Origin of the sequence: Chitinophaga sp. (assembly GCF_039596135.1) — a bacterium.
Taxonomy (GTDB): domain Bacteria; phylum Bacteroidota; class Bacteroidia; order Chitinophagales; family Chitinophagaceae; genus Chitinophaga.
Window position 1 is genome coordinate 51,663 of the sequence record NZ_JBCNKH010000033.1, and the last position, 25,516, is coordinate 77,178.

General features: G+C 45.3%; 24 protein-coding genes and 1 pseudogene. 10 read left to right on the top strand and 15 right to left on the bottom strand.

The window, feature by feature from the left end; genetic code table 11:
• Positions 1 to 17: 17 nt before the first annotated feature.
• Positions 18 to 284 carry a hypothetical protein gene (locus ABDW16_RS18940; RefSeq protein WP_343671905.1) on the bottom strand — a complete coding sequence of 89 codons (267 nt, stop codon included), beginning with the start codon at positions 282 to 284 and terminating at the stop codon, positions 18 to 20.
• 12 nt (positions 285 to 296) lie between these two features.
• Positions 297 to 1,283, bottom strand: a complete 987-nt coding sequence (locus tag ABDW16_RS18945; RefSeq protein WP_343671906.1) for a hypothetical protein — start codon at positions 1,281 to 1,283, stop codon at positions 297 to 299.
• 41 nt (positions 1,284 to 1,324) lie between these two features.
• Between ABDW16_RS18945 and ABDW16_RS18950 the strand changes: the two genes are divergently transcribed.
• Complete coding sequence (locus ABDW16_RS18950; RefSeq protein WP_343671908.1) at positions 1,325 to 2,059, top strand: GntR family transcriptional regulator; 735 nt, start codon at positions 1,325 to 1,327, stop codon at positions 2,057 to 2,059.
• 138 nt (positions 2,060 to 2,197) lie between these two features.
• On the opposite strand, the gene tssD (ABDW16_RS18955) is transcribed toward ABDW16_RS18950, so the two are convergent.
• The 5 genes from tssD (ABDW16_RS18955) to ABDW16_RS18975 all read right to left on the bottom strand — a co-directional run bounded on the left by tssD (ABDW16_RS18955) (position 2,198) and on the right by ABDW16_RS18975 (position 6,433).
• Positions 2,198 to 2,587 carry a type VI secretion system tube protein TssD gene (tssD, locus tag ABDW16_RS18955; RefSeq protein WP_343671910.1) on the bottom strand — a complete coding sequence of 130 codons (390 nt, stop codon included), beginning with the start codon at positions 2,585 to 2,587 and terminating at the stop codon, positions 2,198 to 2,200.
• A 171-nt stretch (positions 2,588 to 2,758) separates the two neighbouring features.
• Positions 2,759 to 3,271: a type VI secretion system TssO gene (tssO, locus tag ABDW16_RS18960; protein WP_343671912.1), complete on the bottom strand. Its 513-nt coding sequence runs from the start codon at positions 3,269 to 3,271 to the stop codon at positions 2,759 to 2,761.
• A gap of 29 nt (positions 3,272 to 3,300) precedes the next feature.
• Positions 3,301 to 4,476 (bottom strand): hypothetical protein, encoded by a 1,176-nt coding sequence (locus ABDW16_RS18965; RefSeq protein ID WP_343671913.1) that lies wholly within the window; start codon positions 4,474 to 4,476, stop codon positions 3,301 to 3,303.
• A 26-nt stretch (positions 4,477 to 4,502) separates the two neighbouring features.
• A complete protein-coding gene (locus ABDW16_RS18970; protein WP_343671914.1) occupies positions 4,503 to 5,357 on the bottom strand; it encodes a TssN family type VI secretion system protein in 855 nt (284 codons plus the stop codon).
• A 119-nt stretch (positions 5,358 to 5,476) separates the two neighbouring features.
• Entirely contained in the window at positions 5,477 to 6,433 is a 957-nt protein-coding gene (locus ABDW16_RS18975) for a type VI secretion system baseplate subunit TssG (protein WP_343671915.1), read from the bottom strand.
• 164 nt (positions 6,434 to 6,597) lie between these two features.
• On the opposite strand from ABDW16_RS18975, the gene ABDW16_RS18980 reads away from it, so the two are divergent.
• From ABDW16_RS18980 to ABDW16_RS18990, 3 genes are read left to right on the top strand one after another with little or no spacing between them, the layout of a single operon-like run.
• Positions 6,598 to 7,662, top strand: coding sequence for a PKD domain-containing protein (locus tag ABDW16_RS18980; RefSeq protein WP_343671916.1), 1,065 nt, complete (start codon positions 6,598 to 6,600; stop codon positions 7,660 to 7,662).
• 10 nt (positions 7,663 to 7,672) lie between these two features.
• Positions 7,673 to 8,104 (top strand): GPW/gp25 family protein, encoded by a 432-nt coding sequence (locus ABDW16_RS18985; RefSeq protein ID WP_343671917.1) that lies wholly within the window; start codon positions 7,673 to 7,675, stop codon positions 8,102 to 8,104.
• A gap of 11 nt (positions 8,105 to 8,115) precedes the next feature.
• Positions 8,116 to 9,948 carry a hypothetical protein gene (locus ABDW16_RS18990; protein WP_343671918.1) on the top strand — a complete coding sequence of 611 codons (1,833 nt, stop codon included), beginning with the start codon at positions 8,116 to 8,118 and terminating at the stop codon, positions 9,946 to 9,948.
• Positions 9,949 to 10,071: 123 nt separating this feature from the next.
• On the opposite strand, the gene ABDW16_RS18995 is transcribed toward ABDW16_RS18990, so the two are convergent.
• The 5 genes from ABDW16_RS18995 to ABDW16_RS19015 all read right to left on the bottom strand — a co-directional run bounded on the left by ABDW16_RS18995 (position 10,072) and on the right by ABDW16_RS19015 (position 16,421).
• Entirely contained in the window at positions 10,072 to 11,058 is a 987-nt protein-coding gene (locus tag ABDW16_RS18995) for a lytic transglycosylase domain-containing protein (RefSeq protein ID WP_343671919.1), read from the bottom strand.
• Between the two features lie 41 nt (positions 11,059 to 11,099).
• Positions 11,100 to 11,954, bottom strand: a complete 855-nt coding sequence (locus ABDW16_RS19000; protein ID WP_343671921.1) for a hypothetical protein — start codon at positions 11,952 to 11,954, stop codon at positions 11,100 to 11,102.
• Between the two features lie 129 nt (positions 11,955 to 12,083).
• On the bottom strand, positions 12,084 to 13,466 hold the full coding sequence (locus tag ABDW16_RS19005; RefSeq protein WP_343671922.1) for a DUF5458 family protein: 1,383 nt from the start codon (positions 13,464 to 13,466) through the stop codon (positions 12,084 to 12,086).
• A 23-nt stretch (positions 13,467 to 13,489) separates the two neighbouring features.
• Positions 13,490 to 13,933: a hypothetical protein gene (locus tag ABDW16_RS19010; RefSeq protein ID WP_343671924.1), complete on the bottom strand. Its 444-nt coding sequence runs from the start codon at positions 13,931 to 13,933 to the stop codon at positions 13,490 to 13,492.
• Positions 13,934 to 13,982: 49 nt separating this feature from the next.
• Positions 13,983 to 16,421, bottom strand: coding sequence for an ATP-dependent Clp protease ATP-binding subunit (locus tag ABDW16_RS19015; RefSeq protein WP_343671925.1), 2,439 nt, complete (start codon positions 16,419 to 16,421; stop codon positions 13,983 to 13,985).
• Positions 16,422 to 16,987: 566 nt separating this feature from the next.
• Here ABDW16_RS19015 and tssD (ABDW16_RS19020) point away from each other — a divergent pair.
• From tssD (ABDW16_RS19020) to ABDW16_RS19035, 4 genes are all read left to right on the top strand, one after another.
• Complete coding sequence (gene tssD / locus ABDW16_RS19020; protein ID WP_343671926.1) at positions 16,988 to 17,380, top strand: type VI secretion system tube protein TssD; 393 nt, start codon at positions 16,988 to 16,990, stop codon at positions 17,378 to 17,380.
• Between the two features lie 147 nt (positions 17,381 to 17,527).
• Entirely contained in the window at positions 17,528 to 18,856 is a 1,329-nt protein-coding gene (locus ABDW16_RS19025) for a hypothetical protein (protein WP_343671927.1), read from the top strand.
• Between the two features lie 254 nt (positions 18,857 to 19,110).
• The gene (locus tag ABDW16_RS19030; protein ID WP_343671929.1) at positions 19,111 to 19,758 is read left to right on the top strand and encodes a redoxin domain-containing protein; all 648 of its coding nucleotides are present in this window, start codon (positions 19,111 to 19,113) and stop codon (positions 19,756 to 19,758) included.
• 74 nt (positions 19,759 to 19,832) lie between these two features.
• Positions 19,833 to 20,111, top strand: a complete 279-nt coding sequence (locus ABDW16_RS19035; protein ID WP_343671931.1) for a hypothetical protein — start codon at positions 19,833 to 19,835, stop codon at positions 20,109 to 20,111.
• On the opposite strand, the gene ABDW16_RS19040 is transcribed toward ABDW16_RS19035, so the two are convergent.
• From ABDW16_RS19040 to dnaK, 3 genes are all read right to left on the bottom strand, one after another.
• Positions 20,080 to 21,288: a PmoA family protein gene (locus tag ABDW16_RS19040; protein ID WP_343671933.1), complete on the bottom strand. Its 1,209-nt coding sequence runs from the start codon at positions 21,286 to 21,288 to the stop codon at positions 20,080 to 20,082. The two genes, ABDW16_RS19035 and ABDW16_RS19040, sit on opposite strands and share 32 nt — an antisense overlap.
• A gap of 6 nt (positions 21,289 to 21,294) precedes the next feature.
• Positions 21,295 to 22,305, bottom strand: coding sequence for a dipeptide epimerase (locus ABDW16_RS19045; protein ID WP_343671934.1), 1,011 nt, complete (start codon positions 22,303 to 22,305; stop codon positions 21,295 to 21,297).
• Positions 22,306 to 22,379: 74 nt separating this feature from the next.
• On the bottom strand, positions 22,380 to 24,284 hold the full coding sequence (gene dnaK / locus ABDW16_RS19050) for a molecular chaperone DnaK (RefSeq protein WP_343671936.1): 1,905 nt from the start codon (positions 24,282 to 24,284) through the stop codon (positions 22,380 to 22,382).
• Positions 24,285 to 24,469: 185 nt separating this feature from the next.
• On the opposite strand from dnaK, the gene ABDW16_RS19055 reads away from it, so the two are divergent.
• Positions 24,470 to 25,054, top strand: coding sequence for a porin family protein (locus ABDW16_RS19055; protein WP_343671938.1), 585 nt, complete (start codon positions 24,470 to 24,472; stop codon positions 25,052 to 25,054).
• A gap of 85 nt (positions 25,055 to 25,139) precedes the next feature.
• A pseudogene (locus tag ABDW16_RS19060) lies at positions 25,140 to 25,516 on the top strand (arginine--tRNA ligase); the annotation flags it as partial.

Here is a 25,516-nt window from a genome sequence, read left to right on the forward strand (position 1 = left end):
ATTAAGAAGAATGCAAATTATTTTTGCTGCCTTGCCCAGTTTCTCAATAGGGTGATAGCATCATACAATACCCCTGCTTCGCCCCTGAAATCGCCAGAGCCTTTGGGCTCGCCGGTTTGCACATCATACCATTCATAAAAGCCCTGGTGGCTGAGGGCACGATCCAGCATGGGACTGAGTTCGTCGTAGGCTTCTTTGGCAAAGCCGTATTCAATGAGGGCTTGTACCATTCTGCCGCCAAACCAGGTCCAGTCGCCGACGTTCTGGTAAACATATGGTTTCATGTTGGGAAATTCCTATTCAGGGTATGGTGGGTAAACGGTGATGCCGATGGTGGCATATTTCTCTTTGCCGGCAGCAGTGAGCATTTGCTGGTTGATGCCGGTGATCTCTTTGGGAGAATGAAAGCCAGCGAGGATCGCGCAGGCAGATCCACCGGTGTAGAGTATTTCGTCTTCTTTGAAACCTGGGGAGAAAGGACTGCCATCCAGGTATAGGTGTGGTAAGTATTTGCCTGATTGCCAGAGGTATTTGCGAACGTTGGCTTTGAGTTGGGCGTATTGGGTAAGGTAAGTTTTGTTGTTGGATAACTCCGCGTATTCCCTGAGCGCTATGGCATACATGGCATTGTCATAGATGTCGATGCACCACTTTGTATGGTCATTGATCACCACTCCCCAGCCTTTTTCAGGTTGCACATCTCCCCAGTCGATAGTGGTGGCGCCGGTGACGAGGTTATATTTTTCAGACCAGCGGGCTTTGTGTACATATTGCAATGCGGCATCCAGGCGCTGGAGTACCGTTTGGTGATCGATGACAATGTGGAGGATACCTGTATCGTTGGTATGTTTGACGTATTTGTATACCGCCTGAACCAGGGATGATTCCTGGTCTGTTTCCACAGTGTTTTTGTGCGCAGCCCATTCCGGAGCAAGGTCAGCGTAGATGTAATCGTAACCTGCCTGTGCTTTTTGTTTAGGGATCATACCATCTACAATATTGCCGTCTTTGCCCTGCATTTTGAAGAACAGGAGGATCATGTCTTTGACCTTATCTTTGTCGTGAACGGCAAGGGAGCCATTGATAAAGGTGTTGAAATCCCTGATCCAGACTTCGCCGTAGGAGGTACCGGCGGTGAAACCGGTGAGCAGCCGGAGTGCGCGGGCCTGGATGGTATCGAGACGATGATCTGCCAGTATTTTATTGGCCAGTTGTTTGTTTTGAGCGCCTGCTGTCAGAGCGGCGAGCATGATAGCAACGAAGATGAGGACCTTTTTTTTCATAGTATGTATATACATACAAACATAATGATTAATTTTGGTAGATGGAAATAAGTATTGATCATCAGAATCCTGTTCCTTTACATATACAGGCAGAGCAACTTTTGCGGCATATGATAAAAGATCCGAAATATGCTGGCGGGCAGTTTTTGCCGAACGAGGTAGAGTTGGCAAAGCAGCTGGCGATATCGAGGTCTACTTTGCGGCAGGCGCTGAATAAGCTGGTGTATGAGGGTTTGCTGGTGAGAAAGAAAGGTGTGGGAACGAAGGTGGCGGAGTTGGAGCGGATTAGTTCCAAAGCAAAGAACTGGATTAGCTTTACGCAGGAGATGCAGGCAAGGGGATTGAAGGTGCGCAATTTTGAATTGCATGTGACGTGGGTATTGCCGGATAGTGATGCGGTGGAGTTTTTCAGGATTCCTGCTACGCAGAAGATTTTGAAATTAGAACGATTGCGGGGAACGCCGGAGGGGCCGTTTGTTTATTTTATTTCATGGTTTCATCCCAGGATTGGGTTGAGTGGAGAGGAGGATTTTAAGCGGCAGCTGTATGATATCCTGGATAAGGATTATGGGGTGATTGCTACTTTGTCTAAAGAAGAGGTGAGTGCAAAGACGGCGGATAAATTTTTGGCAGGGAAATTAGAAATTGATGCGGGGAGTCCGGTGTTGTTTAGGAGGCGGTTTGTGTATGATAAAAATGATTTACCGATTGAGTATAATTTAGGGTATTATAGAGCGGATAGTTTTGTTTATACGGTTGAAAGTAGGCGGGAGTAGATTGGCCTGCGGCAGCAAGGAAAAAATCTTTTTTATGCGCTGCAAAGGAAATTGCTCTTCCATAAAAAATATAAAGCCCCTCCGCGCCAGCGAAGGGGCTCCTTAAAAGGGCATAATTTTCTTTAGCAAATCATACCACTACTTTACCCATTCATTAATATGGGATGCGTTACCCATGGCAATTTCACGGGCAGAGATAGTGAATGAAACCATCATCGGGTTCTGGTTGTCAGCATCGAAGGTTTCTTCGAACTTCACCAGGTAACCTTCCTTGAAGTTGAGTGCTTTTAGTTTAGCATCAGAATCTCTTTTGTAGAATGTAATAGTACCATCCTTCCTTTCGAAGTTGTTTACCATCCATTCAAACAAATCGGTATCACCATTAGATTCTACTGTTAAACGAATGCGGCCACCGCGGGTAATTGCTGAAGGGCGACCAGTTGCATCTACTTCTTGGGTGAGGTCGTAGCTACAGTGTTTTACAACCATCTGTTTTCCTGCTACTTCAAACACGGATTTGAATGACATGGGTTAAATGTTTAAGGTTTACAATAAAGAATTAACAATTAAGGGCTACTTATTTATGTATTTATTTATGATGCTCAAAAGTAAATATTCTTTATCGCATAGCCAAGCTCACAAGTGCTTTTAACAAATTATATTTTTAATCATTTATCATTAATGATATGTATAATACTATTATCTGCTTCTCATTAACTGCCTGTTGTAATCCAGCTCACTCCTTGCATTTTCCAACTCTTTGTTCAGATCATTGATCTTCTCTTTCAGCTCCGCAATGCTCTGTTGTGCATTGGATAATCCACGCAATTGCTGCTTACTTTGCTGCAACAAAAGACAGTTCTGTATGATGTTTGCATACAAGCCATAGTGCGTTACCGCATCCTTAGGTATAGAGTTACGCATACTCACCAGGTCCTGTGCAATCACCTGGTCCATATAGTTCGCATTCTGGTTAGGCAGGTTGATAGAGTCAAGATTATTTCTCACTCTTTCCAGCTTGGCCAGAAACTCTCCCTGAAATGCCTGCTCCTGGCGGAATGTAGCCAGCTCCTTGCGTAGTTCTGCATTCTCCCTGCTTGGCACCTGGAAATTAAAAAATACGGCCAGGACAAACAGACCTACTGTAACGATAAAAAATAACAGGAACCATAAAAAAGCGGATATTCTTTCCTGCTTGTTCAGTACACGCATGTGATATTAAATTGAGTTGAAAATTATGATCAATCTGTGAAAAACCATTTCTTGGTTTTATGCTTACGTAAATATTCTGCATCCTCTGCAGATTCTTCTTTTACGAAGATGCCACTATCCATCTTACGACCGATGTAATCCAGTCTGCTCAGGCTATCGAACAACTTATTGATCGCGCGTACAAAAGGAATCATAGGCTGCAGACATTCTCTTACATCTATGTGTTTGTAACGGATGTTTGCACAATTTACCATCAGCGTTTCCAACTCACCCTGTTTCAATTCGCACCATTCTGAAAAGTAATTCAGCAATTCTTCTTTCCCTGCACTTGCACGCTGGTCAATCGCATTTTTCATAGTACGTGCCAGGCCCGCTATTACTTCCAGCATAGCAGCAGGTGTTTGGTAAATACCTAGCCAACGGAACTGTGAAATGCGTGTACCCAGGTATTGTACTAGCCTTTCGGTGATGTACAGTACCACCTGTGCCAGGTCATTGTTCTGATTACGTGCGTATATTTTCTGTACAATGTGCACACCATAGAGTTCCAGCTGACCCAGAAACTGATCCAGCTCCTGGTGCAGGTCTGCCAGTGCAGGATGTGCATACACCATCGTACATGGTGGTATATAATCATCATCCATTTGCGGACGCCCATCTACAATGTTGATACGACCCAGTACCATCTGGTAACTGCCCAGTTGGCCCTGTGGTAACTGGGAAGCCGGTGTTACGTACAAATGATATTCGGGTGTGGCATACGGTAAGCGTGGTGGATCTTCATGCAGCAAAGGCTCTCCGCTCGGCTGACGATTGAAGGGGTTTACCTGTATGAGAATGTAGTAAGCATTTTCTGTGTGCTGAGGATCCCAGTTAAATGTAGCTTCCGGAAAAGTAGTAGCGTATTTCAGCGAGTGCACCGTGTGTTCAGGAATTTCAATTCTTGCACCACCCGGGGTAACAGCACGACATTCGGTAAGTTTCACTCTCCATTGTTGTTGATTGTCGGTTACAAACCAGCAACGTAACGATTCTTTACTTTCTGCTTTTGCAGGCAGCAAGCCGTAGTTCTGCGCATGCAAGCCGCTGGAAATAGCATCCCTTATCTGATCCAGCATTGCGTTTTCTGTTTCAACGAAATGCTGCTTCTTTATCTTCATTCCATCAACCCAGTTGACGGGAAAATATTTGAGCGGTTCTGCCATGGATGAATAAATTTAAAATGTAGGGATTAATTGATAATAATTCTGTTACAAATAATGACGCTGTTTTCGCGCATGCCATTCATGAACACAGCCTTGTCAGGATCGAGGGTTTTAGCAGTACCCAGCCAGCCTGATTTGAGGTGGAATACCCAGCCATATGGTTGTCCGTTTGCATCCACTACGTCAATAGGCGTATTGGGATAACGGTCGTTGTAGTCGTTGATGAAATGATAGAAGAGATCGCCAAGGTCCATCTTGATAGGTGTGCGTGCACGGAAATAAGTGCGGTCATTATCTGTTACTTTCTTTTCCAGTTCGAAACCAATAACGATCAGGTCGCGCATATCATCTTCATTCACTTCAGGTAATTCCTGGTAAGCAGGGTATTGCCACCACTTGAAAATTTTGGCAGGAATAGCCATCATCTTTTCGAAAGTCTTGTACACAAATGTAGGCAATGCAAATGCGAACATACAGGTAAGCAGCGGGTAAAAGACCAACTCTCCTTTTACAAACAACCATTGAATCAGGATGAACCCGATGCCTCCAAATAGCCAGATGGCTACAATGAAAGCCAGCTCTGAACCAAACGAATCTTCACTGCCCCAGAAGCGGGTATACATGAGGTTACAATGTACCACGCCCAACCCCAGGAACCACACTTCGTAGAAAACATACTGGCTCATGGAATTCTGGTGTGTAAACAGAAAGGGAATAGAGCTGATAACAGCAAATACAAGTACCATGATAGCCAGGTACCAGAGCGCCTTTTTCTTATATAGGGAAAAGTTTTTAATGTAACGGCTCAGGAGGCCCACTATCAGGGAGCCAATAGCCATGAATGCCGCCAGTACAATGTAGATCTTAGCTTTTAGTATCATAGTTTATTTCCTCGGAAAGGGTTAAACCTGTTGGATGAACCAGGGGTTGGAAATACTCCGTTGGGCCCGGAATCACACCATAAGGATGTATTACATGCAAAAATAGTTCCATTTAATGCTTACAGGTAAAAATTGTATCCTGCCAAACCCTCTTTTTCCCGGGTATCTGCCATAACGACCTTCTTCTCGTCAGGGTGAGGTTCCAGGATAGTTTCTACTTCCACATCAGCTGGCACCAGGAAGCTAATACAAGTTTCCAGCAGGCGGCCATAAGGTTGCCAGGGGAGAAAGTCGTGTACCCTGTGCTGTTGCAGAGGGCCGATGGTAATTTTCCAAACCGGCATATCTGTAAAAAAGAGATCACCTGTCATGGCATCCAGCCCCAGTCTTGAATCGCCCAGGGGTACCTGGCTGCCTGTCTCTACAGCAGTGGGCGTATCTTCCTGTACAATCTTTACCGGCTCATCCAGGATGGATTGCAGGTACAATTGTACCAAAGAAAGATTACCTGCTATGCGGTATATATATGGCAACAATTTGACCAGCTTTTTCAGCCCCCGTTCAGGCAAATCAGGCCGTATGCCCCAGAATGCCAGGAACAGTTCATCTGCATCTTTTCCAAACGCATCAAAGAGTAAATGCTTTTCTTTCTGTTCGAGAAAAACTCTTTGCAGAAAGAATTCATTTTCAAGGGGACGAAAAAATTTCCTGGCTTCCTGTTGTTCTTTTTGCTGACGCTTGTAATTGAGCACCATTTCCCTGACAGAGCGCTGTTGCTGCTGCGGGGTGAACTGGTGAAAGATACCCTCCGGCAAACGATCGTACAGTCCATCACGGGAGAGGGTAAGCGAAATGAATGGATGATAAGGTTGCGAATCATCCAGTTGAGCATCTAAAATATCTTTATTGAAAGACCGTACAAAAACGTTTTGATTTTGTACAGCAATTTCTTCGGCACGCACATGGTTATCCAACAACTCTCCCACTACTACTTCGGCACGTACATCATAATGCAATTTGCTGATATGGTCTATCACTTCTTCCAGCACCGCGGCTTTTTGGGCATTATTTACCATACGGGTTAATTTAGGTTTTTCTTGATCTCTTATTTTTCAGGGTTACATACCAACAAATATCACCAGATTTAACGGATTCAAATGTTAAAATTTCAACTACGAATGTAGTTAGTTTATTAATTTATCTAAAAAAATATTTAAAATTGCAGAAATACGAGAAACCTATGACCCCAAGAAAGTCCGCAAATGAGCGAAAAGTTACTACGTATAGACCATTCAGCAAGATAACAAACCATATCGACCCAATGGTACTGTACACATTCCTTGCATTACTGGGCATCAGTATCATTGTACTGGCCTTCCAGGTTACCGGACGTGAAGATTGCAGCCAGATCAGCATTGAGCTTGCAAGCCGGAACAATGCAGGAAAACATACTTCTTTCAGTACAGGAGAAGTGATCACCTTTAAGGCTGCTACTAACGGCGGCAGCAAGAGCGGGCTCACCTGGGATTTTGGTGATTCTACAGCCACCACTACAGGGCTGCAGGTATACCATGCTTTTACCAAAGCCGGCAACTATATGGTCACCTTATCACATGGCAAGTGTACCTGGCACCAGGAGATAATTATTATCAATGCTTTGGCAGATAATACACCTACGCCCGCCGCCGATCTCTACCCCACTATCGATGGTCCTGAAGAAGTGCTGGCAGGCCGTCCTGTCACATTCACAAATAGTACCGCCAATGCCCGTACATGGCAGTGGCAACTGTTACAAAGAGGCGCCGAAGTACACGGGGGCCGCGCGGTGACTTATACCTTCTCTTCACCAGGTGAACGCATTTTGTCGCTCATTATCAATGGCGACAGCAGCAAAATGGTGACCAAGCATATCATGGTGTTCCCTGCTCAGAGCAATCATCATGTAGAAGACTTCAAACCCATGCCTTTCCCTGAAGAGAACAAGACGCCGGAACCTACACCTACACCTGCTGTGCCAGAGAAACCTAAGGTTCCTTCAGTATCAGACGATGAATTTAAATTCATGCTGAGCCAGGTGGTGGATAAACAAAAGAATGCCAGTGACTTCTCTTCCTACCTCTGCGACAACCTGAATGCAAGGGTATTGCTGAATGACAAGGATACTGACTCTTTCAGTCATTTCTGCTCCCGCATCAGGGGCAAGAAAAGGTTCAGGATTGAACTCGTGAACCTGATCAAAGATCAAAACGGTTGTGTGAAAGAAATACGCGTGCGATATGACAAGAAATTCTTAGGCATTTTTTAATGATTAAAAAATGAAACAGCAGTATTATAAACTACCAATGGATTTCTCCAGAATTTTGCAGAAGCAGGACCTGCCTGACGTAAACCTGGAAGAATCGGTAGCACAACATATTCAGTTGTTAATCACAACCGTACTGGGGGAGAATAAAGACGATCCCCAGTATGGTTGCCAGTTGTGGGACAGCGATTTCGATATCAGGGCTTCGAACAATGAAGTGAAAGAACAGGTAGAGCTGTCAATCCGTGCATCTATCAACCGGTATGAGAAGCGATTGACACAAACGAGAGTAGTGGCGCAAATCAGCCAGGAAGAAGTGATGGGGATGACTTCTAAAAAAGTAAAGAAGAAGATAAGAGTGACCGTAACGGGGGTGCTGGCGAGGAACAAGACTGATTTTCATTATAGTAGTTTCTTTTACGTAAGTCCATTGTCATACGATTAAAATTTTAACCCTTGGCTAAAGAGCAAAAAGAACGAATCAAAGACCGGATGTTAAAGACAGCCGCCAGGCTGTGGGGATACCCTGATGCAGAGGTAGAAACCTCCTTTGATCCTATCGTACAATTATTACTGGAAGCCTGCGCCAGCGAACTGGAAAAAATATCAGGCGAAGCAGAAGTATCCCATGCCCGGTTGGTAGAACGACTGGCCCAGATCATGATGCCGGAGCCAATTACCAGCAGCCAGCCGGCCTATGGTATACTGCACGCCAGCTGCAATGAGCGGACAGCCACCCTTACACCCGATCACCAGTTCTTTTATTCCCTGAGGAACGGCTTCAACAGCCAGGACCTCTTTTTTATGCCCCTGGCACATCATCGCCTGTTCCGCGGACAGGTAAAATATAGCGTGATTGGCGGTAAATTGTTTGAGACCAGGGACCATTGGTTCAAAGAACAGGTCCTGCAAGGCAATTTACAGGCCGATACGCCGCCTAATCACCTTTGGTTGGGTCTGAGTATGGAAGGCGCCCTGACATCCGCAGAAGGGCTCTCTTTTTTCTTTGATCTGCGAAACGTACACCTGCAGGAAATGTTTTATCATTACCTGCCATTGGCTAAATTTTATGCAGGTGAAACCCTTTTGCAGGTAAAAAGCGGTTACTTCCATAGCAAAAGCGCTGCAGAAGAAGACCTGGATGCCATTATGGAACCTGCCTTCGATACCAATACCCGGTATAGCCAGCAGATCTTACAACGGTTCAGACAGCACTTCCTGACTATCACCAGTACAGAGCCTTTACCGGCAGCCATGCCTTTCCCCCCTGCCTTACAGCATGTATTTGGCCAGGGCAGCAGCAGGCTGCAACAGGAGATTGTGTGGATCAGGATTGAGTTTCCGGAAACCATTCGTCATTCATTACTGGAAGACCTGTTTTGCAGCATCAATTGCTTTCCGGTCATCAACAAAAAACTGAATGAGCAATCACAGCGACTGAACAAATACCTGAACATCATGCCACTGCATACCAACGATATTTACTTTGATGTAAAGCGCGTGTATGATGTAGCCGGCACTGATTATCATGTGCGTAACTTCACTACCAGCGGTGAAATGCAGGAAGGTGAACTTGTGATCCGTAGCAGTGGTATTGGCAGGTTCGATTCCCGCGAGGCCAAAGAGATCATTGCCTACCTGATTGAAGTAATCAGGGATGAAAGCTCCCTCTTTGAAGAAGTGCGGAATGACTATGTAGCAAGCAGAATGCGGGAACTGCACCAGTTGATCGCTTCACTGGAAGAGCAGTTGCAACCTACCAGCAACAGGGGTAATATTCCTTACCTCATGATCAAGCCAAAGGAAAATGCAGACTATTTATTTTTAGAGTTCTATACCACCAATGGCAGCACAGCGAATAATATTCGCATGGGCAGCAAGCTGCAGGAATATGGTAGCGTGCAGTTGCAACCAAATTCCATCACCATGCTGTCGAATACACAGGGCGGTAAGGACCGGCTGAGTATTGATGAAAAGATCAACCTGTACCGCTACCATTTGCTCACACGGAACAGGATTGTGACTCCTGAAGATATCAAGGCACTGGTCAGGTATGTAATGGGAAGAGAACTGAGAGAAGTGAGCATTTCCAAAGGAGTATCTGTAAAACCTGGAGCATCTGAAGGATATAGCAGAACACTGGATATTAAAATAACTTTGTCCAAACCAGCGAATTTGTATGCTGAAGGAAGTTTGTTGTATATGAAAGATGAAATGTTGCAGCAATTAAAGGAGAATGGAACGAATAATTATCCTTATAGAATTTTTATGAACGATGTATTAATGTAATAAATGCCACACTTTCATAAAAACCCCTCAACAAAACAGCTTTTGCCTCCGGCAAAAGCTGTTTTGTTGAGGGGTTTTGCGAATTAGTTGAGAGGTTTTTGCGAATTATTTAAAAAAGATAATTCATATTTTCTGCAGGCGGACTTCTCCGCCAGATTTTAAAGTTTCGGGTGATACACCCTTTTTGCCACCGGCATCGCACAGCACGACCATATTCCCAAAACCAAGATCTACATAAATACGGTTGCTGACAAGCCAGCCCCTCCCCGACAGTTTTGTTTGTTTCCGAATGTACACGCCATTCGCCTGCAAATCATCTAATAGCAAGATGCTCACCAGCTGGCCGTCTTCAAAGCTCTTACTACTCTGCATCTTAGCTGCCAGTGTTGTGATGGCTGCTTTTTCTGACTTACCACCAATATTGATTTTAATACTTCTGAATCGTTTATCTGATTCGATCGCAGGTCCTGAATTAAAGACGGAGGCATTTACCGTTGTTTTGTTAAACACATTGTAGCCAAATTCAGGAATATACAATTCAGGAAATTCGAACAATTGCTTGATCGCAATGATCTTGTAAATGTACTGCGCCGTTTCACTGTTCAGCATCAGCTGGTAATAGTCATTACTGCCCTGCCTGCGTATATTGCGGGAAATGTTTCCCGGGCCACAGTTGTAAGCAGCAGCGGCCAGTGTCCAGGAGTGTAACTGGTTGTATAATTGTACGAGGTATTTACAGGCTGCATGTGTCGATTTCAGCAACTCATTCCGCTCATCATTTGAATTACTTACGTCCAGTCCCAAAGTAGTAGCGGTAGCTGGCATCAGCTGCCAGATTCCCTGTGCACCTACAACGGAGGTGGCATTGGTAAAGCCACTTTCCACCACAGGCAAATATTTAAAATCTTCTGGTATATGGTATTGCTGTAAGATGGGTACAATGAGTGGAAAATACTGTTCTGACCGGGCTTTCAAAGCTGGCAAAAAATTACGGTGACGAAGATGGCCCTTTATCACATCCATCAGCCTGTAATTTACAAAGTCCCGTTCCATCGGTACAGACTCGCCGCAAAAGGCTACCTGCTGCGCAGACAGTCCTTCTGTGACCATACAAAAGGTACAAACAAGGATTATATGGAGATAACGTCGGATCATTTAGTGATCATGTATTTTGGCAAACCGCCCATCGGCACATACAAAACGATCTGGTTTTTTGTGGCTGCATTGTACATGATGAAGATGAGTTCATCGGACTTCTTCAGTACGGGTGCAGGTGTTACAAACACTACATTTTCTTCATCTCTTCCACCAAAAAACGAAGGACCTCTTCTGTACGCGACCGGCAGGTTATGCAGTGTGGTAGTATCGGTATGCACCTTATGCATCAGGGTTACCTTTTCAACCTGGTAAGGTGTACCGCTTTGGTTCTTAATTCTGAAACACAAATACATCAGGTTGTTCAGACTCATCGCCTGCGAAAACGTCACCGTAATATCTTCCGAAGTGGTTTCATACTGGCGCTGCACTTTTCGTTGTTTCATAAAGTCTGCTGCAATATTGCCCACTGTCACGGTATCTATATCCGGCAGAGGTGTATTATCTTCAACTGTCGGTGTGCTTCTTTCGGCCCCTGCACCGCCTGTGGTGGCAGTTGTCTTTGGTGCAGCAGCACCGCCTGACAGGTTGTACTTCAGTTTAGACAATTCCACCTTTTCGCGGTAGGCCAGGATCATGTAAAAAATATTGTCTCCCTCCCTGATTACCAGGTTGGTCGGTCTTGGGTTTGCCACTACCGGCCGGATAAATACGACGTTCCCATCTACAATGCGATAGTCGTAATCTGAATTTTTTCCATCCCCGATTTGAAAGGTACTGATGGAAGATCCACAGGTAATAAGGGTGACGGCGCCTTTCGTCGTGATAATACTGTCTGGCTGCGCTTGTCCTGAAGCGTGGCTCCATGACAATAAGCAACAACAGAAAACGCCTAATAGCAATTGCTTCATCTGACTTTTTCCTTGCTTTTGTTTTTATGTTTACACAAAAATGCTCACGGCTTAAAAAACAGGCTCCCCCTCCAGGAGGGGGAACTACAGTTTGTTTATCATCAATAAGTTGATTCGCCTGTGGCCATTTTATGCTTTATCCTGCTCATATTCAGTATTCCATTCGTTCGCATCTTCCCCTTTGTGACCATCCATTTTAATCAGGAAGTTCTTGGCAGGGAAGTATGGTTTCAGGTGTATATCGAGGTGAATACGGTCTTTTTGTAAAGGATCCTGTTCGAAACGGCGGATGTTGAAATCTTCGATCAGTTTATCCGGCCCTGTGATGCTATCCAGGAAGCGGATAATCTGTTTCATCAGGTCTTTGCGGGTATTGGCATTGAAGTTTTCGAATGCCCGGCGGTTCAGGAAGTCCATCAGTACCTTGGTCACGTAGTCAAATACACGAACGACAGAATATGTTTGCAAACCGATATTATCCCCATTGAACAGTGTCTTTGCACTGAAGGCCATTACCTTGCCATATTCCTTGACCATTGGGATGAGGCCCATTTTTTCAAGGCTGGCAATTTCACTTTTCTTCAGTTCGAACTTCACGCCATCTACTTCGTTGATACCACCGAATTTTTTACCGGCGGTTACCTGCGACATGAGGGTTTTATAGATCTTACCTGCCAGCGCACCGGAAGGTGGAACGTATAAGTTGTCCTGCTCATTGATCTCGTCGAACTTACCACGGCCTACGAGCCAGTTGGCAGTCATGATCACATTGGAGCGATGAATTTCGCCACCGGTCAGGTTAGCCAGTTCAAACATTTCCATCACATCATCCGGTGCATCCAGGTGAGAGAAGTCTGTGACCAGCATGGCCTTGTTTTCATAGGCGATCTTCGCCCATTTTTCCAGCACCTTGTTGGAACCCAGGTAACCGGGCAGGATCAGTAAGCTATAGTTGTCACGCAGATCGAGACGATCGTAGTTGGCAACCAGTTCCTGCTGAATAGCGTCAATAAAGCGGGTATTGTCCAGGTCTTTTATCTGATCGGCTTCGACGTTGATGAAGGAAACGTTCTTCACCTTGTCAGACTCCGTATTTTTGAAGAACAGGGCCACGTTGCGGTAAGATGTTTCCAGTTCCCTGGTAGCTTCTACGGCTTCGGCCAGGTTGTGGGTCAGTACATTGCCTGCCTGTTCAGAATGTTCAGTACAATAGGTCACCATATCCGGGAGGTCCTGGGCTTCGGTGAGCACTTTTTCCCAGAGTTCCAGTGTTTTTTTCAGGTAGTCTCTTTCTCCTTTTTTGGAGCTTTCGGTCAGGAAGATATTGCGACGGGCTTTACGTTCGGGATTGAGGTTTTGTACGCCTTCTATGGTGCCTTCCAGCAGATCGAATCCACCGTATTTGGCCAGTATATCCAGGTTTTCCTGTAATGATGCGGATTGTTTTTGTCCGGGTGCGCTTTGCAGTTGTTCTTCCTGCTGTCCCCCCTGTTGCTTTTGTAATTCTGTCATGGGTAAGAATTAATTGGTACAAACTACTTTTTCAGATCTGCCAGCAATTGTCTGACAGAGCCCAGCAATGCTTCTCTGGCTGAAGGATCTGCCAGTGCTGCTTTCAGGATCTTGTTTGTTTTCAGGTGCTTCATGATTCTGAGATACTGTTCTTTCTCAGTGGAGAGATCATTCAGAAATTTGCTCTGGGCAGTAATACCTTTCACGCCAAAATCACCCAGGTTATGGAATTCCAGGTTTTCAGGTATGGTACGGCCGTCGGCATCATGATAGAGCATGTTTACTGTGGGTTTGTAATGCTCAAATACATCTTCCACAGAAGTTAATCCCTGTACTATCTCCGGTTTAACAGGGGTTTGCTGGGTCAACTTTTCAGCAAACAGGGTCCGGTTATGGGAGATTTCAACAATGGCCTCATTGGCGTCGAGCTTCACCTCGGTGCCGCCAATTCCGTAATTATCATTCATAATAAATGGTTTTTACTACAATAAATGCGCTATGGTTCTACATTCTAAGTTAACGAATATCCCAGACTAATCCGCCATTTCCGTCCACATCCAGTGCTACTTTCTGGTGTGGTTGCAGACTTCCTTCTATGATCATTCTTGAAAGCGGTTTCCGCAGTTTGGCACGGATCACTTCTTTCAATGGTCTTGCCCCGTACTGCGGGGAATATCCTGCTGCGGCCAGCTGTTCCTTTGCGGCAACAGACACTTCTAATTCGATTTGCTGTTGTTTGAGCAATTGCAGCAGGTGTTGCAAATGGATGTCAAATATCTTCACTACGTTTTCTGCCTGTATGGGTCCAAACGGCACTATTTCGGTCAACCGGCCCAGGAATTCGGGGCGGAAATTTTTTGCCATTATTTCCATCAGCTGCTGGGATGGCGGGATAACTCCCTGGCGGAAAGAATTAGCAATCGTTTCACTACCTATGTTGGAAGTGAACAGAACAAGGGCATTGGAGAAATCGCCTGTTTTACCAAGACGGTCATGCAATTTACCTTCATCCATGATCTGTAAAAAGATATCGAATACGGAAGGATGGGCTTTTTCTATTTCGTCAAACAGTACAACAGCATAGGGTTGCTGACGGATCTTATTAACCAGCAGACCACCTTCTTCGTAACCAACATAACCCGGAGGGGCTCCATACAACAATGCGGCTGAATGTTCTTCTTTGAATTCCGACATATCAAACCGGATCATGCTTCTTTCATCCTGGAACAAGAAGTTTGCCAAAGATTTGGCCAGTTCGGTCTTCCCGGTACCTGTAGGGCCGAGGAAGAAGAAAGAGCCAATTGGTTGCCCGGGCCGGCTCAGGCCGGAACGGGATTCCAGGATAGCCTCAGATACTGTTTTGAGGGCATGATCCTGCCCTACTACCCGCTTGCGCAGCTCCACATCCATGTTCACCAACCGCTCCCGCTCACTGGATTGAATTTTTCCGAGCGGAATACCGGTGCTTTCGGCAATCATGGTAGCCAAATCCACGGTTTTAACCGAATTGTGGACTTCGGTAACCTGTGTGTCCAGTTGGGTTAAAATATCGCCTAAAACTGCCTTTAAAGTGGCAATGTCTTCAATCCTGTTCACCTCCTGCTCTAGGTGCAGCCTTGTTGTGAGCAAAGCACTGAGGCGCTGCATACATTGCTGGTACCACCAAAGGAGTTCTGTACGGTCATCTCCGATGGTTTCGAACTGCTTACGTAAATCTGCCACTACCTGCCTGCCCGTATCCTCTGTGGTGCGGATGGCTGCCAGTGTGCGGTCCAGCAAATTGATTGCACTATCAGGCAAACTACGCTCCTTCAGATAGCGCCGGGAAAGGCGGATGGCTTCTGTAATCACCTCGTTATCCACAGTGAGGTTGTAATAACTTTCATAATCAGGTATCACTGCTTTGATCATTCTTGCAGCCAGGGCTTCGTCAGGTTCTCCCAGGTTCATTGTTTCAAAACAATGGCGTAACAGGCTATCCGGTTCTATCATCTTGCGGAAGCCTTCAGGGGTACAGGAACCGATAACGATGAGTTCACCCTTGCCAATGGCGGCTTTGAGCACATTGCCCATTCCACCGGCAGAACCCGGTTGCTTATCCAGCAAAGTGTGGAGGTTGTCGATGAACAATACATGACGGCCTCTTTCCTGCAAATGCGAGATGATTTGCTGTAACCGGTCTTCCAGTTCGTTTTTATACGCAGCACCAGCTATAAATGCGCCATAGTCGAGTGCATAGATATCAGTGTGTTGTAACTGGGCAGGGGCCTGTTTTTGCACGATGGCCCGCGCAAGTGCTTCGGCCATACTTGTTTTACCCACACCACCTTCACCAATCAGGAGAATGCTGGAACGTCCCTTGCGCGACAGTATTTCCAGCATAGTACGCACCTCTGCATCCCTGCCAGCCAGTGCATGCTTCATTTGCAGGTACTGGGGGTCAGTGAGGCGATAGATATATTTCAGTTTTCCGGCAGCGGGCTGTTTGGGATTACCATTCCGGCCGGGCTGTGGCACATCCTTGATGAAATGTGTAAGCAGCTGTGTACGCTGTACGGGAAATGATTTGAGTTGTTCAAAAGTAAAACCTACACCCGGGGTACTGATAGCTACCAGCAGGCACCAGGCATCAGCCAGATCCATATCGTATTCCAAACGGATGGAATCAGCTTCCTGCAATACATTGGTGGCATTTTCATCGGCCTCAGGCTCATCCGGAATACGGGATCCTTTGGGCAACCCATCCAGTCTTACTTCAGCCCATTCTTCGAGGTAATAAATGTCGATGCCCATTGCCTGTAAGGGAGCAGCAAGATTCAATTCTTTATGCAGACACGCGAGTAAAAGGTGTGCAGGGGTATATTGCACATGCTGATGTTCTTTGGCGAGGGCCTGGGCAATACGTATGGCTGCCTGCACCTCTGGAGCTTGAATTGTATAAGTTGCCAGGGTCATTTGGATGATTCAAGGTTTTTCTAAAAATATTATCCGGTTAAGGGTTAATACTATTTTGGGTCATTATTACGCGGTAAAGATACGCGAAAATGTATATAAATTATTTATTAAGCGGTTAATCATTACCCTTTTCCTCTCAACTGTTGAAACGATAAAAGTTTTCCCACTGCCTGTTTTTTATTACGGTAATAGTTAAACGACTACAATTCAATCAGATTTAATCACAATGTAATTGAAATATGCATTTATTTTATTTATCACTTGATGATTAATCATAAAACGATAAGCATTGATTTTTTATTTTATTAACAGGGGTGGTGAATGTAATTTTAATCGAAGAAGCGTCGAACTAGCATCGAAGAAGCGTCGAAGAACACTCGAACAACACTCGAACAACACTCGAAGAAAGCTTAAACAACACTCGAACAAAAAAAATTTCCAATATCTCCCAGAATATTTATTTTCGTGGTGACCATATTTCTCGTTAATCCGGCAATTGAAATTGATATAACCCCAATTCGTTGCCTGCACCATAAATTTATTGTTAAAAACAAAACCTTCAAGGTATGTCATTCAAAGCAGTAATGCGATTAGACGGTGAAGAAATTAATGTACTGGACTGTCAGTTTTCTTTTACCCAACACACAGATCATAATGGTAAGCCCGCCGCCCGCCCCATCGGAGGCTCATTGACCGTTTTGCTTGAATCCGACGGCGACACCAATCTGTTTGATTGGATGATCTCTAATACGCAAACCAAGAGTGGCAGTATTATCTTCTATCGCCGCGATGCTATGTCCAAAATGAAAGAGCTCAAATTTACCGATGCCTATTGTGTAGAATATTTTGAGCACTTCAAAGCCAGCGGCGAAATTCCTATGCAGGTAAAGCTGGTACTCTCTGCCAGAGAAGTACAGCTTGGTAGCTCTACCTTCCAGAATCCATGGCCACAGGCTTAAAATAATTGCGTATGGCATAGGTTGCCATACGCATATTTTCCCTTATTAATTATATATCCATTCACGTTATTTCCCAGGTGAATATCACTCTCCCCCTGAAAGTATAGAACCAGCCATTAGTGCTAAAGGAGAAACAATAACCGTAGCATGAATGAACATAATCCAATTGCCCAACTGGTGCTGAAAATCCAGCAGGCCTGGATAGAAAAAGTCTCAAACAAACCTGCACTCAAATTTGTACGTGTGCTGATCAAACCCGAAGAATCGCGGGTGTATGAAGGTTTTTGCAAACTGGAATCAACCGCTCATGGCCGGTTGCCTGAGGTATTTGTAACACAGCTGACAGCGTTTGAGGATCCGGATACATTCAGCACTGCACTGATCAAAGACTGGCTGGCAGAATATGATAAAAGTGACGCCATCATTGCACAGGCCGATTTTAAATGGGATGCACAACCCTTTCGTACCGGTATACTGACTGATGAATTATTACTGGAAATGCTCGGTTCTTTTCAACATGCATTATCTCGTGATTTAGTATTGGCATTGATTCCACGGCAGGTGAGTCATACCCAGCACCTGAAAAACTGGATCAGTAATTTATTGAAGCAAGGAATTCCCGCAGGCGTGAAGATCATGCTCATTGACCATGTAGGCAATGAACAATTCACCATTGCTGACAAACAATTTCCCGGCATGATCTGCAACCTGTATGTACCCATCGACTTACCAGAGGCTATTCAAAAACTGGCAGGACGGGGTGATCCGAATAACCCTGAAATCATGCTGCGCAAATGTGTGTTCGAAATGGGCGCTGCACTGAAAGATAAAGATGTAAAACGGCTGCATAAATGGGGTCAACAGGCGTTAGACTGTACACAACGTAGCGGGAACAAAGGCTTGTTTGCCACCGCGCATATTATGTATGCAGGTCTGCTGTTTCATTTTAAACGCGAACCACAGATTCCCCAATTGCTGGAACGCGGATTACGCATTGCAAAACAAGGCATGCTGCAAAAAGATCCTGCCTGCTTACCACTGGTCGTTCAGTTTTACGGCTACCAGGCTGCCTATGCACAAATCAGGCGGCGATTCTCTGAAGCAATTCCGCTCTATATACAGCAGGCAGAATTTGCGGAACAACAAAATCTGCAGACTGCAGCACTAAATGCCTGGTACCAGGCAGCAGAATTGTGCAGACGCAAAGATGCAGGCCGGTATTACGACGTACTGGAAAAAGGATATAAAGCAGGTATCCATCTATCGGATGATGAAATCAGTGCCTCTATCTATATTTATATTCTACGTGATTACTATAATTATGCGTTCTCCAACAAGCAGACGAACGTAGTGAATGAAATAGATGCCAAAATGGGTCGGTTATTCGGAGCCGAATGGAAAGCAGACGTAGATAATACCCGGAAAAACCGGGCCCCCATGCTTCTTCCCCTGGAAATATCCAATTTAAATAACTGATAATCAATCTAAAAAAATAATACCCTACAAAGTTGGTAGGGTAATTAAAATTCCCTTATCTTTGTGTTGTTAATAACAGGCAATCATCTAAAAATTTAATCACATGCCTAACAAAACAACATCTGAAAAATTCAATGGCCAATTTTGTTCTACAACCCCAAATGCCAGCTGTTGTATGTGCATGTGACCCTTGCCTTCTATACCGTTTCTTAAAAATCGAACTACCATTAACAAATCAAAATCGACCTACTACCATGGCCACTAACAATAACAATTTATATAGATACGCTGACATCGCTCCTGAATTCGAAGTAGAATTTTTTCCTAAAAGAAGCCAGGACAGAACACCGATCCAACCATTACAGGCAGGTGAGACTTTACCTTCCTTCCATATACATAAAAAGAACATCATTGCTACTTCTGATACACTCAAAACACTGAATGGTTCACTGCCTGTAACACAGGTAATTGACCGTCCACTGGTACTGGCGTTCCATTCTATTCACTGGAATAACTATGGTAATACCCTGCTGGAAAAACTGCAGGAAGTATATGCTGATATCCGGGTATCAGGTGGTCAGCTGCTGGTAGCAACTACTGATGATAAACAGACTTTTGAGCAGGCAACTGCACAGTACCAGCTACCCTTTGCTACCATCTTTGACCAGTACAATGGTATTGCTAAGAAAGCAGGTTTGTATGCCACTACTGATCCTATCTGGGACCGGGTAGCAGGTATCGAGGCAGATGTACCGGTTCCGGGTATTTATGTGCTGACGCCTTCCCTGAAGATTGTGTATGCAAGTGTGGACAAGTGGTTTGACCAGCCATTTGCAAAAGAGGCCCTGCTGGAAGCTTTGGAAGCAGCCAGCCAGGAGCAGGAACATGCGATTGCTATATAATACTATAGATATTCTGAGCAGTAAAAAAAGCTTTTGTCTTTCGGCAAAAGCTTTTTTTATTGTATATTACTTTCATGTCTACCAGCCCAAAACGTCATGATGAAGATGCCTCCACCTGGACCACTGTCGTCTGGACAACCCTTCTCACCCTCGTTGGATTTGGTTTTGCCATATTACGATATCTGCAGTTTTATCATGACCTGGATTTAGGGAGTTTCAACCGCCTTTCCAGGGTAGAAAATTTCATTTACCGGGCCACCGGTCAGTGGGGCCTGATTGCTATTTTACTCCTCATGGGTTTTGTAGGCCTTTTTAACGCGATTATTGCTGTCCGCGAAGTAAGACGCCGGTAACGGTTGGGGGATGTGCAAATGCCTGCCAGGCCGCCTCTGATTCTGCTACTGACAGATCATTGTCGAATACAATCACACGATAACGCTGCCTGTATTCCCTGCCATAGTACAACTTCCACTCCTTCATTTTCGTCGGACTATAATTCAACATCAACTCCCCATGTTCTGCCTTATCATTCCACACACGCAAAGGTTGCGGTGCGTCGAAATTGTCAGGTGCACAGAGAATTAACATGCCAGAACGACCTTTGCCTGTATTGCCGGTTATTTTTACCCAGCGGGCACGGGTGCTGTCGGTATTATTGCGGGTGGTACCGGCATCGGTGATCAGGGTTGTATTATCTGCCTTCCAGTCCGCGGTAGCTCGTAAGCCAAATCCACCACCGTACCGGTATTGGAGTAAGGTGATGCCAGCTGTTGTGGCACAGTTCAGGGTAGAGGTATAGTCCATTATATAACGGCTGGAATCCATCCCGCTGAAATAGACCCTCACATCCAGGAGTTCATCTATCGCCGGCTCCTGCCCTGCTATGTGGCGTTGCAGGGCCTTGAATCCACCCCATACGGTGCCCATTGTTTTGCTTACAAAACCTGCAAATTCCACCCGGCCTTCTTTCTTTTGCAGGTTCCAGAAGTCTACTTCTTTTCCTTTGAAAGCCGTATGTGTCCAGGGGTTCCAGATGCCGTAGTGATGTAAATGATCTTTGGGCTGAATATTCGTCAGCACCTGCCCATCAGGCGCCAGCAGAGGGTGGATATAGCCACTACGGTGATAGATTGTATCTACCCCGGTGGAATGGTATTGTAAACGGACCTTATCCATTTCAGAGAGGGTCAATACACCGGCAGTATCGAGGCCCCACATAAAGTCGACGATCACCTTAGGCGGGGAAACCTTCTTTTTCAACTCATATACCCGGGTTTCTCCGGGTTTTGTATTACCCATCAGGATAAACCAGATTTTCCCAGGTTCGATCTGAAAGGGAGTTTTAATACGTTCTTTCCCTTTGATCTCTTCCAGCTCCATACTTTCCCTATCGATCAGGGTATCAAGGACATAGCTAACGGGTAAATTTGCGGAGGGATAAGCTCCTGCTTTGACCGTAAAACGGGCTACCTGCTGTGCCTGCAAATGGAAGGTGCAGCACAGCAACAGCATGAGGGTTATATATTTCATAACGGATTATTTCAGGATTGCACCTGTACCGGGCCTGTCGGCATAGTAGATTTTTCCATCTATGATCTTTACACCATCCGCCACGTCTTCTGCCAGTAACAACGGACCATCCATATCTACATAATCCAGGTAAGGCAACAGGTGTGCCACTGCCGATGTACCCACTGTACTTTCGTTCATACTACCGGTCATGACTTTCAGGCCCAGCTCCCGTGCTTCGGCAATCATCCTGCGGGCAGGCGTGATACCACCACATTTGGTAAGCTTGATATTGATGCCATGAAATAAGCCTTTGCAGGCTGCTACATCTGACTCGGTAATACAACTCTCGTCGGCAATCAATGGCAATGCAGATTTTGCAAATACCTCTTTCATACCTTCCTTATTTTCGGCCGGCATGGGTTGTTCTATGAACTCTACACCCAGCTCCGCAAAGGCGGCGGCATTGCGCAGGGTTTCTTCCACTCCCCAGGCACAGTTTGCATCGACCCTGAAGGTGGCATCCGTATGTTTGCGTAATTCTTTTATAATGGCTATATCATCCTTTGTTCCCAGCTTGATCTTGTAAATAGGCCAGGGAAATTCTTCCAGTTTCTTCACCATGTTCTCTACGCTATCAATCCCAATCGTATAGTCTGTCATTGGATTGTGCGAGATGTCCAGTCCCCAGACTTCATACAGCTTCTTGCCCTGTATTTTAGCATACAGGTCGTGGGCTGCCAGGTCTAATGCACAGAGTGCAAAGAGATTATCTTTCAGCAGCGGGTACATGGTTTCCCAAAATGCTTCGGGAGTGGTCAATGTGTAATTCTCTATAAGTGCACGGTGGGCATTTATATCGGCCATAAGGCGGGGTACGGTCATGTGATAATAGGCATTATCAGCAGTTTCTCCCAGGCCACTACATCCGTCCTGTTCAAGGGCTACGACCAGTAAGGGCTGTACATCTTTGGACTTGCGCGAAATGGTGAATGTATATCTAAACTTTAATTCAAATGGATATAGTGTCAATTGCATAGGATATAAATATAATAAAAAAGGCAGTATCCTGTGATACTGCCCTTTTCAAACTATTTATACTTATATGAAGCTTATTTCACTTCTTCGAATTCTGCATCGGTTACACCGTCATTGCCAGCTGTGCTGCCATGAGGTTGTTCCTGGCCACCTTGTGCACCGCCCTGCTGTGCATCCTGTGTAGCTTTGTACATTTCTTCGGATGCTGCAGTCCATGCGTTGTTCAGTTCAGTTACGGCTGCATCTACAGCTGTTACTTCCTGTGATTTGTGCGCTTCTTTCAGCTTGCCCAGGGCAGCTTCGATAGGTGCTTTTTTATCTGCGGAGATCTTGTCACCATATTCCTTCAGTTGTTTTTCTGTCTGGAATATCAGGCTATCTGCCTGGTTCAGTTTCTCGATCTTTTCACGTGCTTCTTTATCGCTGGATTCGTTTGCCTTTGCTTCAGCTTTCATCTTTTCGATTTCTTCCTTGCTCAAGCCGCTACCTGCTTCGATACGGATGTTCTGGCTCTTACCAGTTCCTTTATCTTTTGCAGTTACGTGCAGGATACCGTTCGCATCGATATCGAAAGTTACTTCGATTTGCGGAACGCCGCGTGGAGCAGGCGGAATATCGTTCAGGATGAAACGACCCAGGGTACGGTTCTGGGCAGCCATTGGACGCTCACCCTGCAGTACATGGATCTCAACGCTAGGCTGATTATCTGCTGCGGTAGAGAAGGTTTCAGATTTCTTGCTCGGGATAGTTGTGTTAGACTCAATCAGCTTGGTCATTACACCACCCATTGTTTCGATACCGAGAGACAGTGGGGTTACGTCCAGCAGCAGTACGTCTTTTACTTCACCGGTCAGTACACCACCCTGGATAGCAGCACCGATGGCTACTACTTCGTCAGGGTTTACACCTCTGTTTGGTTTTTTACCAAAGAATTTCTCTACCACTTCCTGGATTTTAGGAATACGGGTAGAACCACCTACCAGGATCACTTCGTCTATTTCGGAAGCACCCAGACCTGCATCTTTCAGGGCTTTACGGCAAGGCTCCAGTGTTCTTTCCACCAGGCTGTCGCTCAGCTGTTCGAATTTAGCGCGGGTCAGTTTTTTCACCATGTGCTTAGGCACGCCGTCTACAGCGGTGATATAAGGCAGGTTGATTTCAGTTTCCTGAGAGGAAGACAGTTCGATCTTTGCTTTCTCTGCTGCTTCTTTCAGGCGCTGCCATGCCATTGGATCTTTGTGCAGGTCAACAGCTTCGTCCTTTTTGAACTCTTCAGCCAGCCAGTCCATGATCACTTTATCGAAGTCATCACCACCCAGGTGAGTATCACCGTTGGTAGATTTTACTTCAAATACGCCATCGCCCAGTTCCAGTACGGATATATCGAAAGTACCGCCACCTAAGTCGAATACGGCTATTTTGCTATCATGGTGTTTTTTGTCCAGACCATAAGCCAGTGCGGCTGCGGTAGGTTCGTTGATGATACGGCGTACATTCAGACCAGCGATTTCACCAGCCTCTTTTGTAGCCTGACGCTGAGCGTCGTTGAAGTAAGCAGGAACAGTAATAACTGCTTCGTTTACTTCCTGACCCAGGTAATCTTCAGCAGTTTTCTTCATTTTCTGAAGAATCATTGCAGAGATTTCCTGTGGTGTATATAACCTGCCGTCGATGTCAATACGGGTAGTATTGTTTTCACCTCTGGCTACTTTATAGCTCCAATGAGGAATTTCATTAGACACTTCGTCAAAATGGCGTCCCATAAAACGCTTCACTGACATAATGGTGTTAACGGGGTTTGTGATAGCCTGACGTTTTGCTGGGTCACCTACTTTTCTTTCCCCGTTCTTCAAAAACGCCACCACGGAAGGGGTTGTCCTACGCCCTTCATCGTTTGCAATTACTACCGGCTCGTTACCTTCCATTACGGCAACGCAAGAGTTGGTAGTTCCTAAGTCGATACCTATTATCTTTCCCATAGTTTTATATAATTCTCGATTGTAGTTGTAGATAGATTTGTCTTCTTCAGGCAATAAGTCAATGATTATGCCAACGGGGTATAACATGCAATTATGTCAGTCGAGGTTGTCAGTATCGTAGAGGGGGTTACCCATATAGGTTCGGCATAATATTTGACTTTGAAGCGAAAATTTGACCTTATATTATGAAAAAATCTATTCTTGCTGTACTGCTGGCAGCCTGCGCTGTAGCAGGTGCCAAAGCACAAACCCTCACTTTTGGAGTGAAAGGTGGTTTGAATGTTGCCAAACTGACAAACACCGATAATTCTCATACCCGGGCTTCTATTTATGCAGGTGGTTTTGCCAATTTTGCGCTGAATGACATGTTTGCTATTCAGCCGGAGCTGTTGTATTCTGGTCAGGGGTATTATTACAGGGATGTGGCGAATAATAAATACACCACTAAGCTGGGGTATATAAATTTACCGGTGATGTTTCAGGTGCACCTGGTAGAGGAGTTTTTCCTGGAAGCGGGTCCGCAGGTGGGTTTGCTGGCGTCTTCCAAGGTAAAAGCCGGGAAGGTAACGGTTGATACAAAGGATGACATGACAACGGCTGATTTTGGATTAGGTTTTGGTTTGGGATACCAGTTTCCTGTGGGGGTAGGGATTACGGCGAGGTATATGTTCGGATTGACGGATGTGTATAAGAATGCTACAGAAGCACATAAAAATAGTGTAGCGAGCATTGGTCTTTCTTATACTTTTAATAAGAAGTTCAAATTATAAATAGATCTATTTTGATAGAAAACGCTCCCGCCTGAGGTGGGAGCGTTTTTTATTTTACCTTTGCCGTTCGCAACAATGTTTCAGCATGAGTGTAGTATTAAATATAAAAACGGCTGCGGCCACGGCCATCAAGGCTCTGTTTGACCAGGAAGTTCCTGCACAAGGTATTGCCATCAATTCTACCAAACCCGAGTTTGAAGGTGAATACACCATCCTCGTTTTCCCTTTTACCAAATTCAGCCGACTGAAACCGGAAGAAACCGGCGATAAACTGGGTGCTTACCTCACTGCTAACTTCCCCGACCTCATTGCCGGCTATAATGTCATCAAAGGATTCCTCAACCTCTCCATTGCTGAAAAGTACTGGGTACAGGACCTGCAACAACGCTTTAACAACAGAAATATTGGCAGAAAACCAGCCAATGGCAAAAAGGTAATGGTGGAATACTCCTCCCCCAACAC

Coding starts and splice junctions, on each gene's coding strand:
- ABDW16_RS18940 (WP_343671905.1), bottom strand. CDS start 284: ATGAAACCATATGTTTACCAGAACGTCGGCGACTGGACCTGGTTTGGC.
- ABDW16_RS18945 (WP_343671906.1), bottom strand. CDS start 1,283: ATGAAAAAAAAGGTCCTCATCTTCGTTGCTATCATGCTCGCCGCTCTG.
- ABDW16_RS18950 (WP_343671908.1), top strand. CDS start 1,325: ATGGAAATAAGTATTGATCATCAGAATCCTGTTCCTTTACATATACAG.
- tssD (WP_343671910.1), bottom strand. CDS start 2,587: ATGTCATTCAAATCCGTGTTTGAAGTAGCAGGAAAACAGATGGTTGTA.
- tssO (WP_343671912.1), bottom strand. CDS start 3,271: ATGCGTGTACTGAACAAGCAGGAAAGAATATCCGCTTTTTTATGGTTC.
- ABDW16_RS18965 (WP_343671913.1), bottom strand. CDS start 4,476: ATGGCAGAACCGCTCAAATATTTTCCCGTCAACTGGGTTGATGGAATG.
- ABDW16_RS18970 (WP_343671914.1), bottom strand. CDS start 5,357: ATGATACTAAAAGCTAAGATCTACATTGTACTGGCGGCATTCATGGCT.
- ABDW16_RS18975 (WP_343671915.1), bottom strand. CDS start 6,433: ATGGTAAATAATGCCCAAAAAGCCGCGGTGCTGGAAGAAGTGATAGAC.
- ABDW16_RS18980 (WP_343671916.1), top strand. CDS start 6,598: ATGACCCCAAGAAAGTCCGCAAATGAGCGAAAAGTTACTACGTATAGA.
- ABDW16_RS18985 (WP_343671917.1), top strand. CDS start 7,673: ATGAAACAGCAGTATTATAAACTACCAATGGATTTCTCCAGAATTTTG.
- ABDW16_RS18995 (WP_343671919.1), bottom strand. CDS start 11,058: ATGGTCACAGAAGGACTGTCTGCGCAGCAGGTAGCCTTTTGCGGCGAG.
- ABDW16_RS19000 (WP_343671921.1), bottom strand. CDS start 11,954: ATGAAGCAATTGCTATTAGGCGTTTTCTGTTGTTGCTTATTGTCATGG.
- ABDW16_RS19005 (WP_343671922.1), bottom strand. CDS start 13,466: ATGACAGAATTACAAAAGCAACAGGGGGGACAGCAGGAAGAACAACTG.
- ABDW16_RS19010 (WP_343671924.1), bottom strand. CDS start 13,933: ATGAATGATAATTACGGAATTGGCGGCACCGAGGTGAAGCTCGACGCC.
- ABDW16_RS19015 (WP_343671925.1), bottom strand. CDS start 16,421: ATGACCCTGGCAACTTATACAATTCAAGCTCCAGAGGTGCAGGCAGCC.
- tssD (WP_343671926.1), top strand. CDS start 16,988: ATGTCATTCAAAGCAGTAATGCGATTAGACGGTGAAGAAATTAATGTA.
- ABDW16_RS19025 (WP_343671927.1), top strand. CDS start 17,528: ATGAATGAACATAATCCAATTGCCCAACTGGTGCTGAAAATCCAGCAG.
- ABDW16_RS19030 (WP_343671929.1), top strand. CDS start 19,111: ATGGCCACTAACAATAACAATTTATATAGATACGCTGACATCGCTCCT.
- ABDW16_RS19035 (WP_343671931.1), top strand. CDS start 19,833: ATGTCTACCAGCCCAAAACGTCATGATGAAGATGCCTCCACCTGGACC.
- ABDW16_RS19040 (WP_343671933.1), bottom strand. CDS start 21,288: ATGAAATATATAACCCTCATGCTGTTGCTGTGCTGCACCTTCCATTTG.
- ABDW16_RS19045 (WP_343671934.1), bottom strand. CDS start 22,305: ATGCAATTGACACTATATCCATTTGAATTAAAGTTTAGATATACATTC.
- dnaK (WP_343671936.1), bottom strand. CDS start 24,284: ATGGGAAAGATAATAGGTATCGACTTAGGAACTACCAACTCTTGCGTT.
- ABDW16_RS19055 (WP_343671938.1), top strand. CDS start 24,470: ATGAAAAAATCTATTCTTGCTGTACTGCTGGCAGCCTGCGCTGTAGCA.